This window comes from Cupriavidus phytorum (assembly GCF_003254285.1).
Classification (GTDB): Bacteria; Pseudomonadota; Gammaproteobacteria; order Burkholderiales; family Burkholderiaceae; genus Cupriavidus; species Cupriavidus phytorum.
The window spans coordinates 64,262-79,155 of the sequence record NZ_QKZN01000007.1 but is presented as its reverse complement, the minus strand read 5'-3'; the positions used below and the strand labels follow the sequence as shown (position 1 = coordinate 79,155).

The 14,894-nt window shown below is 63.7% G+C and carries 11 protein-coding genes; 7 read left to right on the top strand and 4 right to left on the bottom strand.

Features of this window, described 5'->3' with window-relative positions:
* Window positions 1–42 precede the first annotated feature (42 nt).
* The 6 genes from C7416_RS18640 (at window position 43) to C7416_RS29190 (ending at window position 9,497) form a co-directional block, all read left to right on the top strand.
* Window positions 43–3,339, top strand: coding sequence for a type VI secretion system Vgr family protein (locus C7416_RS18640; RefSeq protein WP_111520308.1), 3,297 nt, complete (start codon window positions 43–45; stop codon window positions 3,337–3,339).
* A 2-nt stretch (window positions 3,340–3,341) separates the two neighbouring features.
* The gene (locus C7416_RS29375) at window positions 3,342–5,873 is read left to right on the top strand and encodes a phospholipase D-like domain-containing protein (RefSeq protein WP_146604287.1); all 2,532 of its coding nucleotides are present in this window, start codon (window positions 3,342–3,344) and stop codon (window positions 5,871–5,873) included.
* Window positions 5,870–6,991: a T6SS immunity protein Tli4 family protein gene (locus C7416_RS28960; RefSeq protein WP_146604286.1), complete on the top strand. Its 1,122-nt coding sequence runs from the start codon at window positions 5,870–5,872 to the stop codon at window positions 6,989–6,991. Before C7416_RS29375 ends, C7416_RS28960 begins: the two co-directional genes overlap by 4 nt.
* Before the next feature lie 563 nt (window positions 6,992–7,554).
* Window positions 7,555–8,670 (top strand): NADH:flavin oxidoreductase/NADH oxidase, encoded by a 1,116-nt coding sequence (locus C7416_RS18625; RefSeq protein ID WP_111520307.1) that lies wholly within the window; start codon window positions 7,555–7,557, stop codon window positions 8,668–8,670.
* A 29-nt stretch (window positions 8,671–8,699) separates the two neighbouring features.
* The gene (locus C7416_RS18620; RefSeq protein ID WP_111520306.1) at window positions 8,700–9,122 is read left to right on the top strand and encodes a VOC family protein; all 423 of its coding nucleotides are present in this window, start codon (window positions 8,700–8,702) and stop codon (window positions 9,120–9,122) included.
* Window positions 9,123–9,329: 207 nt separating this feature from the next.
* Window positions 9,330–9,497 carry a hypothetical protein gene (locus C7416_RS29190; RefSeq protein ID WP_010812488.1) on the top strand — a complete coding sequence of 56 codons (168 nt, stop codon included), beginning with the start codon at window positions 9,330–9,332 and terminating at the stop codon, window positions 9,495–9,497.
* Between the two features lie 44 nt (window positions 9,498–9,541).
* Here C7416_RS29190 and C7416_RS18615 read toward each other — a convergent pair whose 3' ends face one another.
* The 3 genes from C7416_RS18615 to C7416_RS18605 form a co-directional block, all read right to left on the bottom strand.
* Window positions 9,542–11,383 (bottom strand): ATP-binding response regulator, encoded by a 1,842-nt coding sequence (locus tag C7416_RS18615; RefSeq protein WP_111520305.1) that lies wholly within the window; start codon window positions 11,381–11,383, stop codon window positions 9,542–9,544.
* A complete protein-coding gene (locus tag C7416_RS18610; RefSeq protein ID WP_111520304.1) occupies window positions 11,380–12,012 on the bottom strand; it encodes a response regulator in 633 nt (210 codons plus the stop codon). Before C7416_RS18610 ends, C7416_RS18615 begins: the two co-directional genes overlap by 4 nt.
* A gap of 310 nt (window positions 12,013–12,322) precedes the next feature.
* Window positions 12,323–13,687 (bottom strand): hypothetical protein, encoded by a 1,365-nt coding sequence (locus C7416_RS18605; protein WP_240988274.1) that lies wholly within the window; start codon window positions 13,685–13,687, stop codon window positions 12,323–12,325.
* On the opposite strand from C7416_RS18605, the gene C7416_RS29340 reads away from it, so the two are divergent.
* On the top strand, window positions 13,674–14,003 hold the full coding sequence (locus tag C7416_RS29340; RefSeq protein WP_240988275.1) for a hypothetical protein: 330 nt from the start codon (window positions 13,674–13,676) through the stop codon (window positions 14,001–14,003). The genes C7416_RS18605 and C7416_RS29340 overlap by 14 nt on opposite strands.
* A gap of 135 nt (window positions 14,004–14,138) precedes the next feature.
* Here the strand turns inward: C7416_RS29340 and C7416_RS18600 are convergent, their stop codons facing one another.
* Window positions 14,139–14,783: an AraC family transcriptional regulator gene (locus tag C7416_RS18600; RefSeq protein ID WP_111520302.1), complete on the bottom strand. Its 645-nt coding sequence runs from the start codon at window positions 14,781–14,783 to the stop codon at window positions 14,139–14,141.
* Window positions 14,784–14,894: the final 111 nt, after the last annotated feature.

Here is a 14,894-nt window from a genome sequence, read left to right as displayed (position 1 = left end):
GTCGGCCCCTGACGCAGTTGCGGCTGCACGAACGGACAGCGAATGGATGTAACCACTCTTTACCAACATCTTTTCAGCGCGGCGCACCGCCTGTATGCGCTGGAAGGTGAAGGCGCGCTGGGCGAACTCGCCGTCGAGGCCTGGATCGGCCGCGAAGGCGTGTCCGCGCTGGCCGAGTCGCGCATCGTCGCGGTCAGTGCCAACGCCGATATCGCACTGGACAGCCTGCTTGGCCAACGTGTCACGCTGCTGACCACGCTCGCCGGCGGCGGCCAGTCGCGCCGCACCGGCCTGATCCGGCAGGCCGAGAAGCTCGGCGCCGACGGCAGCCTGGCGCGTTATCGCCTGACCGTGGTGCCGTGGCTGTGGCTGACCACGCAGCAGCGCAACAGCCAGGTGTTCCAGAACCGCAAGCTCGACAGCATCATCGAGACCGTGCTGCAGCCCTATGCGCCGCACGCGCAATGGCGCTACGCGGCCGGCGCCGAGGCGCGCATCGCCGCCATCGGCGAGCGTGCCCATGTCGCGCAGTTCCGAGAGACCGACTTTCACTTCCTGTCGCGCCTGCTGGCCGAAGCCGGCCTGGGCTATACCGTCGTGGAAGACGAGGAAGCGCCCAGCGGTCATGCCGTAGTGATCTTTGCCGACAGCGCGCAATTGCCGGAAGACGAAGAATCCGCGGCAGGTGGCGGCATCCGCTTCCATCGCGCGCACAGCCAGGAATCGGCCGATGCCATCCAGCAGCTGGCGTGCGAGACCCGCGCGACTGTGGGCGGCGTGGCCGTAACGGCATGGGACCCCGAGGCCAAGCGTGCGATCCGCGGCCACGCGCCGGCACGTTATGTTGGCAATGCGGGCCGGGCGTTCAGCCCGGATCCGTACCTGTCCGTCAGCCTGTCATTGGCGCCGGACGCCGCGAGCGCGCAGCGTGTTGCCGAGCAGGTGATCGAAGCCGTCGAGGCCCGCGCACTGCTGTTCACCGGCCGGGCATCCGTGCGCACGCTGCGCAGCGGCATGCGCCTGACTGTCACTGGCTGCCCGCACCTGCCGCTGCAGGAAGACGATGCGGCAGGGTATCCGCTGCTGCTAGATGCGGTGGAGCACTGCGGCATCAACAACCTGGCGGCCGACACGCGTGCCGCACTGGCGGATCGCATGGGGCCGCTCGAGGCGGCCTTGTGTTTCGACACACCCCCGGCCGCACCGGACGCTGCAGAGGCAACGCCCGGCCTGCTGGGCGTGCTGCCGGATCACGAGCCCGTGCGCCTGGCGCCAACGCAAGCGCTGCAGACGGCAGCACGCGAACAGGGCTACGCGGCAATCTTCCGCGCCATCGACGCCCGACGTCCCTGGCGTGCCTGCGTACTCGACGTCGATTGTCCGCGTCTTTACAGCCGGTCCAGTCCGCTGGGAGTGCATAGCGCGATCGTCGTCGGTCCTGACGGCCAGTCCCAAGCGGATGGCAACGCCGAACACCACGCCAGCCCCGCCGGCGAGATCCGCGTGCGCTTCCACTGGCAGCGCGGCGAGCGCGCCGACGACCGCAGCAGCCGCTGGATCCGCGTCGCACAGCGCCAGGCCGGCGCCGGCATGGGCTGGCAATGGCTGCCGCGCATCGGGCAGGAAGTGCTGGTCAAGTTCGCCGACGACGACATCGACCAGCCGTTCGTCATCGGCGCGCTGTACAACGGCCAGGGCGAAGCCGGCCACGCACCGACGCCAGGCGGCAAGAGTGCCGCGGCGGGCAGCGACAGCCAATCCCTGTACGCACAGGGCACGGACAGCGCCACCAGCGCGCAAGGCAACCTCGCTGGTGGCAACAGCCCCGCCTGGCACGGCCTGGGTTCACAGCCCGATGGCCACCGCAATGCCGCCGCGCTGACCGGTTTCAAGAGCCAGGAACACGGCGGCAAGGGCTACAACCAGCTGGTGCTGGACGACAGCGACAGCCAGCTGCGCACGCAACTGGCCACCACGCTGCAATCGACCCAGCTCAATCTTGGCCACCTGATCCATCAGCAGGACAACCGCCGCGGCAGCTTCCGCGGCCAGGGGTTCGAGTTGCGCACCGACGGCCACGCCGCCGTGCGCGGCCAGGCCGGCCTGTTGCTGACCACCTACCGCGACGCCGCCACCGGCCGCGCGTTGCCCACCGGCGACAACGCCGCCGGCATCGCGTTGCTGCGCCAGGCAGGCGACCTCGTTAAGACCCTGAGCCAGGGCGCAACCACGCACCAGACCCAGGCGCTGTCCACCGGCAAGGACGACGAAGCCCCGTTGCTGAAGCAGACCCAGGCTGCTTCCGGCATGGTCGATGGTCAAGCGCTAGAAGCGGCCAAGGACGATGCGTCGAGCGGCACCACCACAACCCCCGGCAAGGTTCCGCACCAGGCCGCGGCCATGGTGCATCTGAACGGCCGGGCCGGGCTAAGCGTGGTTGCGGGCCAGGACCTGCAGGTCGCCAATGGCGAAAGCGTGGCATTGACCAGTGGCCAGGACAGCAACATCGCGGTAGCCGGCCAGGCCCGCGTCCATGCCGGGCAGGCCATTGGGGTTGCGGCAGGACTGTCGGGCGCTGGGGACAACAATATCGGCCTGCAATTGACGGCAGGGCAGAATGATATCGATATCCAGGCGCAGCATGATTTGTTGAAGCTGGCGGCGCGGGACGACTTGACCGTGGTGTCGGCCAACATGAATGTGGATTTCGCGGCGGCGAAACGGATCCGCATTGCCACGGCGGGCGGAGCGTCGATATTGATCGAGGGCGGGAATATTACGGTGGAATGTCCGGGGGCGATTACCTATAAGGCGGCGCAGAGGAAGTTTGAGGGGGCGGTGAATAGTGCCTACGTTCTGCCGTCATTCCCGGATGCGGCCATAGAGGACATTCCTGTGCAATTCAATATTGCATTGCAGGATGTGCCGGGTCCGCTAGGTGCGGCGTTCCCCCTGACCGATTGGCGCATTGTCAAGGCCGAGAGCGAACTCGAAGCCCTATATAGCGATGACGAGATTCTGCGGGGTAAGAGCGACGACGCTGGAAAGCTGGCGTTATCAACGGCTGAACAAAAAGTATTACAAGGTGCTTGTAATAAGCATATCAATCAGATCTGGCTTGTCTGTGATAGTCAGGTGCACCGGGTTTCGCTTTTGCGCGAATCGGAAGAGTGGGATGACCGGCAAAAGATGGCGCATGCGCTCAACGCTATGGGATACGCCGATAGTTTGGGAGTCGCAGAAGGACATCCAGTAGAAGAATACTATGCTGACGTTGCAACTCGTGACATCAAACATACGGCAGGTGACGCGCTGCTAAACCATATTAAGGTCAAGTGAGCATGGCTGGGCAAGAAAAATCTTCTCGTGTCCTTACGCAAATTATTGGTAAAGAAGGAAGGGCCGCGCAAGGCGCAGCGACCAGCAATCTGTGGGTAGGACACAGCGCAGTGTTCTCCAAAGAGACTGCGGGCAACAAGGTTGTATCCTTCACTACCGGGCGAGAGTATTTTGCCGACTTTATCGCCGCCTGTGAAAAGGCATCGCAGGAGATCTGCATCATAGGATGGCAAGTGAACTGGGATGCGATGCTGGCACCCGGCAAGCGCCTCTGGGACGTGTTGTGTGAAGCGGCCAAGCGTAAGGTTAAGATTTATGTGTTGCCTTGGGACGATACCAGCCCGGTACAAACTTATGATGATCAAACATGTAATGCACTGGAAGCAATCAATACTCACCTTGGCTACTCCAGCAAGGAAAAGTGTGTGCACGTGGCGGTCGCGAAATCCAATGCCACTAAAAATACTACATATTTCAGTCATCATCAAAAGCTCGTAGTCATAGACCGAGAGATTGCCTTTGTCGGTGGCATCGATTTAGCGTATGGCCGCTATGACGATGCTAGCTATGACTTGCGTGCGGATGGAGACGGCCGCAAGGCCCTTAATCGTTACAATCCCTGCATTGCTTGGCTAGGTTCACTTGACAAGGGGGCGAAGGATATCGTTGATCCCGATCTGCTTACCGGCGCAGCAGATAGTTTCAAGTTACCTGGTCTGACCAACAGCACGGCCGACGGAGTGCTTAAGCAAATCTCTTCCGGTGGAGTTCAAGTACCATATAGTGAACCGACGATGGATGCCGTCGGAGCAAATGCTATTGGGCTAGGCCGTCGCGCAGAACGAAACCGTGTCCAATACGTGACGTTGAATGCAGCCGTTCAACCACGAATGCCATGGCAAGACGTACACAGCCGTATCGAGGGGCCAGCGGTTTCGGATCTGCTTCGCAATTTCGTTGTTCGGTGGAACGTGGTAAGCAAAATGAAGCTGCCTATGCCTAAGCCACCGAGCACATACGAAAAGCGCGGGAATGCTCATGTACAAGTTTTGCGAAGCGCCCCAGCCGGTATGCGGAAAGCCGAGTACGACGCGATGCAGAAAAAGCCGGAAACAGCACCAACCGGCACAGAGGATGATATTCACCGGGCGATGTTGCAATTGATCGCCAAGAGTAGGCGTTTCATTTATATTGAGAGCCAGTTTTTTGTATCAGATTTCGGCGAAGAGGCCGATTTTGTCACCGGTTCCTTGTCTCCTGCAGCGAAGTACATCAATGATCTCGGAGGTAAAGACGCCAGCAAGACGGCTAAGCGGCTCGGCGTTCTCGATGACGATGCGCCAGTTGGAATAACGTTGGATGGTTTCAAGCCCCGGTTGAAGGTGGACGATAGCAAACTCCTCAATCCACCAACCAACCGTGTATGCTCCGCTCTCGTTACCAGAATTACTCGAGCTATTCTCGATAAAGACAGGCCGCCTTTTCATGTTTATATTACATTGCCAGTGCACCCTGAGGGAAGTTTGCTAAACGCCAGCATTGCGGTGCAGGTCTATTGGACAATGCAGACGATCGCTTTCGGAAGCAAGAGTTTGCTCAACGGCATTCGCCGGGCCTTGAAGGCGAGAGAGCTACGCGAGAAGAAAGATCCTCGCTACATGCGGGTTATCGAGGATGATAGAAATCGTGAATACGAGAGTATTCCGGTTGCAGCCTGCTTCGACTATGTAACGTTGCTTAATTTGCGTAATTGGAAGAAGCTCGGTGAGCGCTATGTGACTGAGCAGATTTATGTGCATAGCAAGTTGATGGTCGTCGATGACCTGTACGCTTTGCTCGGTAGTGCGAATATCAATGACCGAAGCCTGTTAGGGGAGCGTGATTCAGAGATCGCGGTCTTGGTCATGGACGACGATCATCGCCGCGAGGATATCAATGGAAAGGGGAGCCAGCAGCCAGTCCGGGTTTTCGCGCATGAACTACGAAAGAAAATCTGGGGAAAATTGTTCGGGTTGACGGCTGGCGGCAGGAAGGCGGCTAACGAGCTAAGAGATGCGGTGTTGCAACCGGGCAAGCCAGATAGTTGGCGCATGATACAGAAGCGGGCGGAAGCAAATGCAAAGGCTTATGAGGCTGCCTTCAAGCATGTGCCGAGAAACTGGTCGCCTTTTGAACCGAACCGGCCTGCCTCGATCTTGCCCAATTGGGATCCGCTCGCGCAGAAGTCCGCAGGCGCAGGTGCCAGCGGTGCACCAGCATATCCTCAACCCGCCGAGGACGCATTCTGGCAAAAGCCGCGCCATGAACCGGCGGGCGTAAAGCTGCTTGAATCAGTTACCGGATTTATAACTTCGCTGCCGATCCATTGGACACGAGGCGAGAATAACCGTTTCCCTTACCCGACCGCGTTGGTGGCCCATAACGACGAGCCGCATGACAGCGGAGAACGCTACGCGATGCAAACGCAGTCGGGCGACGACGAAGGACTGACCGTGTTCTCCACAGATGATACCGCCCGCAAGGAACACGCATGACCATATTGAACGCTCAGGCCAAACTAGTCCGCCGTTTTCTGTTTGCCGTTTGTAGTGCCGGGTTAGGATTCGGCGCCTCAGCAGGAGAGGTTCCGCCTAGTTGGAGAACTGAATGTGTTGGGCGCACACTGCTTCAATTGCCTGGTGAAGTAGAAGTGGCGGCGTTATCGGCGGCGGATTTTCGCAAGTACGCGGCTGGCAACGGCGATGCCTATCCCAGAAGCAAATTTCCGGACGGGCAGTATGCATTTGGCCCGATGCAGTCATTCATGGGATTGATGATGGTTTCGCAGCCGGAGGGGGAACCCCGCCTCCGGGAGTTCAGGCAAGCCGCGGAGGAAAGAAAAGCAACCGATTTGAGGAGATTGAAGGCCAATCACGGCATAACGCCGCGTGGGCAGAGAGCAAATCTCGATACGCTTGCAACGGCTCGACACGCTGGCGTCGCGTGGCGCATGGGATCTCACTATTCTGCGTATATCGAAGTCGGGCGGAACGCGCTTTGGTGGGGCGTATCAGGCCGCCCAGAAGAGATGGCGGTGTTGGAAAAGTACTACCGTACCTTAATAAATGGCGTGCAGCCCCGACCACTATTTACTATTCCTACTGCGCCAGGCGTTTGCTTGCCCCATATGTTCATTGGCGACGATGGAACGAATCCGCGTTCAATCAGCGTAGCGTATCGCTTGCGCGAGCACCCCGATATCACGGTATGGATGGAGGATCGAAATGCCCGTGTGGCGGACAAGAATGAGAATCCGTCGGCCTATTCTGCAGCAGCTCGGGCGGACTTCTTCTGGATGCAAGACTATGCCGGAAATTACCAAAGCGTCAGGAGCCTTTGGCGAGAGTTGTACAAAGACGTAACAGTGCCAGCAGGCCGAGGGGTCGAATCGTTCGTCGCGTTGAAGCGCAAGGACGGCACCGAAGACTATGGTTACCTACTGTCCTTACGTGGCGAGCCTAACGCTAAGGACGACCGGCCAGATCTGATGATGTATGTGATTCGCGACGCGGCCTACGCCCGTGCTAAAGGGGTCGCGCCGGTTAGCCGTGAAGGTGTGCTTGACCTGGGCAAGACTATTGCGGCTGGTATGCGCCCGTTGCCATCGCAATAACCGCGAGAGAAAGGGGCCTTCTCGATCTAGGCTTGCGTTTTGTACCCCCCGCTCTATAAGCAGATTTCATACCGATCGATACAAGACACGCCGATGCCAGCCCCCCATATTCGACGAACAGGTTCCCCTCCCGGCCGCCCTGGACGCTTTCTGCACAATTGCTGCCCATCCTGCTCGGCATGCGTATGTTGGTACGCGCCCACCGGAGCGCGCGCTGCTTGAGGGGAGGGCGCGGCCGACGCTGGGCTTGCTGGGGCTGCCGCCGCTAGGCGCCAGCAACGGTTGACCTCTGCCAGCCTTTTCCTGACTTTCCTTCCGTAAACGCCATGCACGCGGCCTGGTCCGTGTATGGGTGAACCGCATCGATTTTTTCCAACCCCATGCACTGACGCCGGTGGCCCCCGCATGGTTCATGGCGTGGCGCTTATTTGGGGCCGGTGGGGGGCGGGGCGGCGAGAGCAGGGTGCAGGACGATGATTAGCCGTCTGCAGCAACACCGGCATAGGCCTAGAATCGGGATTCCTGTCCGCGACGACAGCAGGATTCCGCAAGGAGCACCACGCATGAGCCAACTGTTCGCGCCGCTCGCCATCGGCGGCCTCACCCTTGCCAACCGCATCACCATCGCGCCGATGTGCCAGTACTCCGCGCACGACGGCAATGCGGGTGACTGGCACATGATCCACCTGGGTTCGCTGGCGCTGTCGGGCGCGGGCATGCTGATCGTGGAGGCCACGGCGGTGTCGGCGGAAGGGCGGATCACGCCGCATGACCTGGGCTTGTATTCGGATGACAACGAAGCGGCGCTGGGCCGCGTGGTCAACGCGATGCGCGCCCATTCGCCGATCGCCATTGCAATCCAGCTGGGGCACGCCGGTCGCAAGGCCTCGAGCCAGGCGCCATGGGATGGCGGCCAGCAGATAGCCCCCGATGCACCCGGTGGCTGGCACACAGTGGCGCCTTCTGCGGTGCCGCACGGCGCTAAGGAATTTGCGCCCGTTGCGCTGGATCGCGCAGGCATGGACAAGGTGCGCGATGACTTCGTCGCTGCGGCAAGGCGCGCCGCGCGGCTGGGGCTGGATGGCATCGAGATCCACGCTGCGCATGGCTATTTGCTGCATCAGTTCCTGTCGCCGCTGGCCAACCACCGGGACGACGAATACGGCGGCAGCCTGGAGAACCGCATGCGCTTCCCCATCGAAGTGTTCGACGCGGTGCGCGAGGCGTTTCCGGCGCAGCAACCGGTGTGGATGCGCATCTCGGCGACGGACTGGGTGTCGGGCGGATGGGATATCGACGGCACCGTGGCGTTGTCGAAGGCGCTGAAGGCGCGCGGTTGCGCGGCGATCCATGTGACCACCGGCGGGGTCTCGCCGCAGCAGGCTATCAAGCTCGGGCCCGGCTACCAGGTGCCCTACGCGCAGCGGGTGAAGGCGGAGGTAGGCCTGCCGACGATTGCGGTGGGCCTGATCACCGAACCGGAACAGGCCGAAGCGATCATCGCCAACCAGGAAGCCGATGCAGTATCGCTGGCGCGTGCCATGCTGTATGACCCGCGCTGGCCCTGGCATGCGGCCGCTCGCCTCGGCGCGAGCGTGCAGGCGCCGAAGCAATACTGGCGTTCGCAGCCGCGCGAGCTGAAAGACCTGTTCGCCGGTGCGGCGTTTGGACAGCGCTAGGCTGTCGACCAACAACGTGAGGAACTGCCATGAAACCGAGGATTACGCTGATCACGCTGGGTGTCGATGACTTGCAGCGTGCAGTGCGCTTTTATCGCGACGGACTTGGCCTGCCTACCGCCGGCATTGTGGGCGAGCAGTTTGAGCACGGCGCGGTGGCGTTCTTTGACCTGCAGGCTGGCCTCAAGCTGGCGCTCTGGCCACGCGCCAGCCTGGCGCATGATGCCGGACTGCAGGTAACGCCGCGCGCGCTGACCGATGTCTCGCTGGCCCATAACGTCGCCGACAAGGCCGAAGTCGATGCGGTGATGGCGCAGGCACTGGCCGCGGGGGCAAGCGTGGTCAAGCCGGCACAGGACACATTCTGGGGCGGATATGCCGGCTACTTCCACGATCCGGACGGACATCTGTGGGAAATCGCATGGAACCCCGAGATGCTGCCGGCCGACTGAGCCGACCCTCACCGCTGCTGGTGCAGCGCCGCAAAGGGATTTCCATAATTGCCACGCGCCGCCGAAGTGCGGACTATCCTTTGAACAGACAGCCATAGCATGCTGTCGACGGAGCGCCCCACGCAGTTCCGCAACACCCCCACGCATCCCGCCCCGTTGGCAGCCCACCGAAGTAAAGCAATAAGAACAATGGCAAGGGAGACGTCCATGCAAGTCTATGACAGCCTGCTGTATGTGACTGCGATGGTGCTGGTGTGTTTGTATGTGTATCTGGGCGTGCTGTCGCGCAGCACGGCGATCCGGCTCGGGTCGCCGGCGATCGTGGCGGGGCTGGTGCTGGCCTATTCGCTGTCGCCGCTGCATTCGGGCGGTTGATGAGCCCTGGCTTGGCCCCGACCCCGGCGTGACCGGGGCGTCGTTCATTTCGTGATCGCCGCCTGGCGGTCCGCAGCGCAGCTGACCTGTGCCGGGAATTCGCGCAACAGGGTGTCGATGGCCGCCTGCAATTCCTGCGGTACCACCGGTTTGTGCAGCAATGCGGTACCGCTCGCGTGCGCGGTGCGCAGGCGGTCGGCCGCGGTATCCCCGGTGATGATGATGGCGGGCACGTGGCGGCCCAGCCGCTGGCGGATCGCGTCCAGCGCCTGCTGGCCGGTGCGGTGTCCGCGCAGGCGGTAATCCGCAAGCACCAGCCTGGGCGTGAATTCCGCCAGCGCTGCCAGTGCCTGTTCTTCCGATTCGACCGTGCGGCACTCGCAGCGCCAGGCCGACAGCAGCTCGGACATTGCGTTGCGGATGGCCTCGTCATCGTCGATCACCAGCACGCGGAGCCCATCGAGTGCGCGCGCCGCCGGGGGGCGCGGGCTCTCTTCGGGCGACTCCCAGGCCTGCGGCATGCCGAAGCGGAACACCGAGCCTCGCCCGGGGCTGGACGCGAGCGTCACGCGCGTCTGCATGGTGCGCGCCAGGCCCTCGACGATGGCCAGTCCCAGCCCCAGCCCCTTGCGCTGGTCGCGTTCGGGATTGCCCAGCTGATGGAATTCCCGAAAGATGTCGCGGTGCTGCGCGGCGGGGATGCCGATGCCGGTGTCCCAGACCTCGATCGTCGCGCGCTCGCCGCGCTTGCGGCACGCCACCAGCACGCCGCCGCGTTGCGTATAGCGGATGGCATTGGCAATCAGGTTGCGCAGCACCAGTTCGACCAGAGTAGGGTCGCCATGCAGCGTGACGGTGGTATCGCGGGTACGGTACACCAGCCCGCGCGCCTCGGCCTGCGGCGCGAACTCGTTCTCCAGCTTGTGCAGCAGCGGCTGCAGGCGGAACGCACGCGCGCGCGGCGTGATCACGCCGGCCTCGAGCTTGGAGAAGTCCAGCAGCGAGTTCAGCATCTCGCGCGCGGCGCCGGAAGAGGCCTCGATATGCGCCAGCAGCTGGCGCTGGCGTTCATCCAGGCTGGTGCGGCCCAGCGATACCAGGAACAGCCCCATCGCGTGCAGCGGCTGGCGCAGGTCATGGCTGGCGGAGGCCAGGAACACCGATTTGGCGCGGCTGGCTTCTTCGGCCGCGTGCTGCGCGGCCTCGGCGCGCGCGGTCTGCTCGCGCAGCTGCGAGATCAGTTCCACGTTCTCGAAGCGCAGCGCGATCGATTGCCGCGCCACGCGCGCGTAGTTGCGCGCAAATACCAGCAGCACGCACAGGTACAGCGGCGTGGCGAGGAACATCGGCAGGTACTCGATATCGCCGGTAGCGAGGAACGCGATCCAGACCGGCACGATCGCCGGCACGAAGAAACCGATCGCCACCGGCAGGCATGCCGAGAATACCGCCAGAGCCGCCGCGCTCATGCCGGCGATCAGCGACAGGATGCAGATCACCACCGCCGGCATGCGCACGTCCAGGTACAGCCATGCCACCAGTCCCCACAGCGCGCCGATCAGCATCAGCATGGCGGTCATGCCGCGCGCATAGCGCGCCGCGCCGGCTTCGGTCAGCCGCCCGGGCAGCCGCAGCCGGCCGAAGTACGCCACGGCGCAAGCCAGCACCATCGCACCGGCCCAGGGCAGGGCGCCGGGACGGTCCCAGTTCAGGACCAGGCCCGCCGCCAGGAAGATCGCTGCCAGCGAACTGCCTGCCATCGCGCAACCGAAGCTCTGGTCGATCAGGCTCATCTGCGCCGCCAGAATGCGTGGCGCATCGTAGCGGGGCAGCCAGCGCAGCGGCCCGCGCGCGGGGGCGGCCGGGGCTGTGGTCTCCACCGTCATCGCGCCGCCTGTACCAGTCCGCGCCGCTGGGCTTCAAGGATGGCTTCGACGCGGCTGACCACGCCGAGATGGTCCAGGATGGCCGCGACATGGACGCGCACGGTATTCTCGGACAGGCCCATATGGTAGGCAATGACCTTGTTCGAGCGGCCCAGCGTCAGCTGATGCAGCACCTCCAGTTGGCGCGGTGTGAGGTTGCTCGCAGCGTAGGACGGCTGGGGCAGTGCCGCGGCATCGGCTTCACCGGAAAAATGCGTGCCGCCGGCCAGGCAGCACGCGATCGCTTCCTCGATTTCGTTTGCGTCGGCGGACTTGGGCAGGAAGCCCGCAATCTCGCGCCGCACTTCGGCCGGGATGGTGTCCAGCCCCGAAGTGCCCGACACGATAAGGATGCGCGCCCCCGGGAAATGCCGGCGCAATACCTTGACGCCCTCGATGCCGTTCAGGCCGGGCATCTGGATATCGAGCAGCATGATGTCGACCGCCGCGCCGCCGTGGTCCTGCACCGCCTGCATGACCGAACCCGCTTCGATGATATGGGCCACGCTGGGGCTGTCGGCCAGCACCAGGCGCAGGCCGGTGCGGAACAAGGTATGGTCGTCGATCAGCAGCAGGCGGGCGTGGGGCATTGAACAGAGGGGGTGCGAGGGGCGATCCATTGAACAAGAATCGCCGGCGCTTGTCCATGCAACCGCTGTGGGGGCGCAACTAGTCCGGAAAGATTATTGGCGCGCGGGAATGTCGATGCAAAGATGCGAGCCGTGGGCAGTTCCGCGACGTGCCCGCACCACTTTGTTACCCACTACCACCCGGCTGTGGGTATTTTTTTGGGCGAAGCGCGGCAGTTGCTGGCGTAAAAGAAAAAAAGCCGGCGCTGCATGGCGGCACCGGCTTGACATGCGTGATGCAAGGCGCCCGCACCGGCGCCTCGCGGGGCGGTTACGGGCGGTTCACCGAGATATCGTAGTACGATCCGTTCACGGCGATCCCCCAGCTCAGGCCGATATTGCCGGGGACCAGCGAGATCATCTCGGAAGCGTTGCTGCTGGCGGCACGGTAGCGCAGGCCGCTGGCCGGGCTATTAACCTTCCAGCTGTCCAGGCGGCCGTCTTCCACGCGCTTGCGCGTGTAGCTGCCCGTCTGCGCATCCACCACAGTCACGACGGTCGACCACGTGCCGGCGTTTTGCAGCGTGGGCACCAGGCCGCCAAACATGACCGTGTCCCAGTAAGAGTTGGTCGCACCCACCACCGGCAGGGGACGTACCACCTGCTTGCTCGCGAGCATGAAGCCATCGTCGTGGGTGATCACGACCGTCACCTGCCCGTCGGTGCCCTTGAATGCATAGGCAAGCTGCGAGCCGAAGCTGTCGGTGATCTTGAAGCTGCCGTCGGCATTGGCGCTGAGCGTCGGCAGTTCTTCAGGCAGCCATGCCTCGCAGGTGTTCACGCCGGAGCAGTCCGCGCCCTTGGTCAGCTTGCCCGCGGCATCGATGCTGAAGGTCACGCGGCGCGATGCGTAGGGGGTTCCGCTGTTGTCCCGCTCCATGCCGAGACCGTTCCAGTCGCCTGCCAGGTCGGCCAGGGCGACCGCCTGTGCGGGCACCAGCAGGGTGGGCAGATCGCTCATCGGGCCCGCGGGCGGCACGGCCAGTGCGATGCCGGACTTGGCGACCATCACGGTGTTGGTGGCCCCGTTTGTGCCCGGCACGGTGAAGCGGCAGTTGTCGTTGGCAACGGCGGTGAAGGGCACGGTCTCGTTGCCGACCTGCAGCTTTAGCGCGGCGGCGTCGAGGTCGCCGGCTTCCGCCGCTGCGGAACCGAGTCCGATCACATGGTATTTGCCCGTCTTCAGCCCGGCGCAGGTTGCCGCCGCCGGCTGCAGCGCGGTCTTGACCGCCGCTGCATCGGCATTGGCAGCCACCGCGGAGGACAACTCACCCAGCGTGGTCTGCGACGCTTCCAGGCGATCGCCCAACTGGTCCAGCAGCTTGTCCTGCGCATTGCCGGCGTTGGCGCCGTTGGCGGCCACCAGCGGATCCTTGAGCGGGTCGACGCCGCTCAGGTCCACCACGCCAGTCAGCACCAGGCGCACCGATTCCGTGGCGCTGGTCAGGTTGCCGGAAGTCAGCTTGGCCTGCGCGGCGGCATCGAACTGGTCGAAGAAGGTGGCGGTGCTGCCCTGTGCCAGCGACGCAGTCACCAGTTCGGTCAGCGGCGTGATGTTGGCCACGGCGGTGGTACCGGTGCCGGCCTCGACCACCGAATGCAGCGTGGTGCCATCCGGCGTCTTGACGCTGAGCACGCACGGGCGCGTCGCGCCATTGATGCTGAGTGTGAAGCTCCCGTCCGCGGCGGTGGTGGCCGTGCCGCTCCCCGCGGCGCATTTGGCCTGGACCGTGGCACCGCCCAACGCCGCGCCCACGGCTGCAGTGCCGGTGATTTTTGTGGCAGCGGGCGCCGTGGTGGTCGCCGAATCTCCGCCGCCGCCTCCACAGGCCGTCAGTACGGCCGCCGCCAGACCCGTCAAAAACAGATGTTTTGTTTTCATCCCTGTATTGATTTCTGTGATTTTTGTTATGGCAGGGCGCTGCGTGGTGGAACACTGGCTCAATGCATGACCCCGCCCACGGAACGGCTGACCCGCCCCGCGGGCGCGATTTTCCGGGAAATGCCTGATGGCGCCCAACCCGCGTTGAGGTGATTGACAAACCACGCGCGGCGTGGCGGGAGGCTTGCCGCCAAGGAAGGACGAATCAGGCAGCCGCCCGTACCAATCCCGGCCACGTTGCTGTCGGCGCGAGCGTGTGTCCGCCTGCGCGGCAATCTTCGAGCAGCCGCATCGCGTCGATGCCGAACCAGTCGTGCCAGGCGCGCGCCAGCGCGCTGGCTGAACGCAGGCCCGCATGCGCGGCCAGCTGGTCCAGCGCCGGCACCAGGCCGCCGACGCTGGCCAGCGCGTGCAGCGCATGCGCGGCGCGTTGCTCGCGCAGCAGCGGATGCAGCGCCTCGCCTTCGGCAAAGAGGCGCGCGCGCACCAGGCGCGCCGGTACTTGCCATTGCGCCGCCAGGCGCTCGGCGTTCCAGTCGGTGTCGGGGCGGGAAAAGACCAGGCCGGCGAACTGGCGCGACCACGGACGATCCGCGGGCTTGCCGGCCAGGCGCGGACAGTCGCTGTCCGGTACGGCGGTCAGGACGATGGCGCAGGGTTGCTGCCAGGTGCCAGGCAGGTCGCAGTCGAAGTGGGCGAAGGCGTGCACCACGAACGGGTCGCCGGGCCGCACTTCGCGCCGCGCGTTGGCATCGCGCAAGCTGGCCGTGCCGTGCAGGGCTTGCACATGGACGGCAAAGGGAAAGCGCAGGCGGGCAAAGCGGACGTGGTGACGGCTGACAAGCGGCATGCGGAAAACGACCCGGAAGCTGGCGGCGGTGCGGCGGGTAACTGTCGCAGGATTCGGCGGACGGCGCAAGCCGCGGACAGCGGTTTAAGGTCGGCCTGGCCCCTGGTGGCG

What these genes read in the sequence shown, in the direction of transcription:
- C7416_RS18640 (WP_111520308.1), top strand. Translation starts at nt 43, where the DNA reads ATGGATGTAACCACTCTTTACCAACATCTTTTCAGCGCGGCGCACCGC.
- C7416_RS29375 (WP_146604287.1), top strand. Translation starts at nt 3,342, where the DNA reads ATGGCTGGGCAAGAAAAATCTTCTCGTGTCCTTACGCAAATTATTGGT.
- C7416_RS28960 (WP_146604286.1), top strand. Translation starts at nt 5,870, where the DNA reads ATGACCATATTGAACGCTCAGGCCAAACTAGTCCGCCGTTTTCTGTTT.
- C7416_RS18625 (WP_111520307.1), top strand. Translation starts at nt 7,555, where the DNA reads ATGAGCCAACTGTTCGCGCCGCTCGCCATCGGCGGCCTCACCCTTGCC.
- C7416_RS18620 (WP_111520306.1), top strand. Translation starts at nt 8,700, where the DNA reads ATGAAACCGAGGATTACGCTGATCACGCTGGGTGTCGATGACTTGCAG.
- C7416_RS29190 (WP_010812488.1), top strand. Translation starts at nt 9,330, where the DNA reads ATGCAAGTCTATGACAGCCTGCTGTATGTGACTGCGATGGTGCTGGTG.
- C7416_RS18615 (WP_111520305.1), bottom strand. Translation starts at nt 11,383, where the DNA reads ATGACGGTGGAGACCACAGCCCCGGCCGCCCCCGCGCGCGGGCCGCTG.
- C7416_RS18610 (WP_111520304.1), bottom strand. Translation starts at nt 12,012, where the DNA reads ATGCCCCACGCCCGCCTGCTGCTGATCGACGACCATACCTTGTTCCGC.
- C7416_RS18600 (WP_111520302.1), bottom strand. Translation starts at nt 14,783, where the DNA reads ATGCCGCTTGTCAGCCGTCACCACGTCCGCTTTGCCCGCCTGCGCTTT.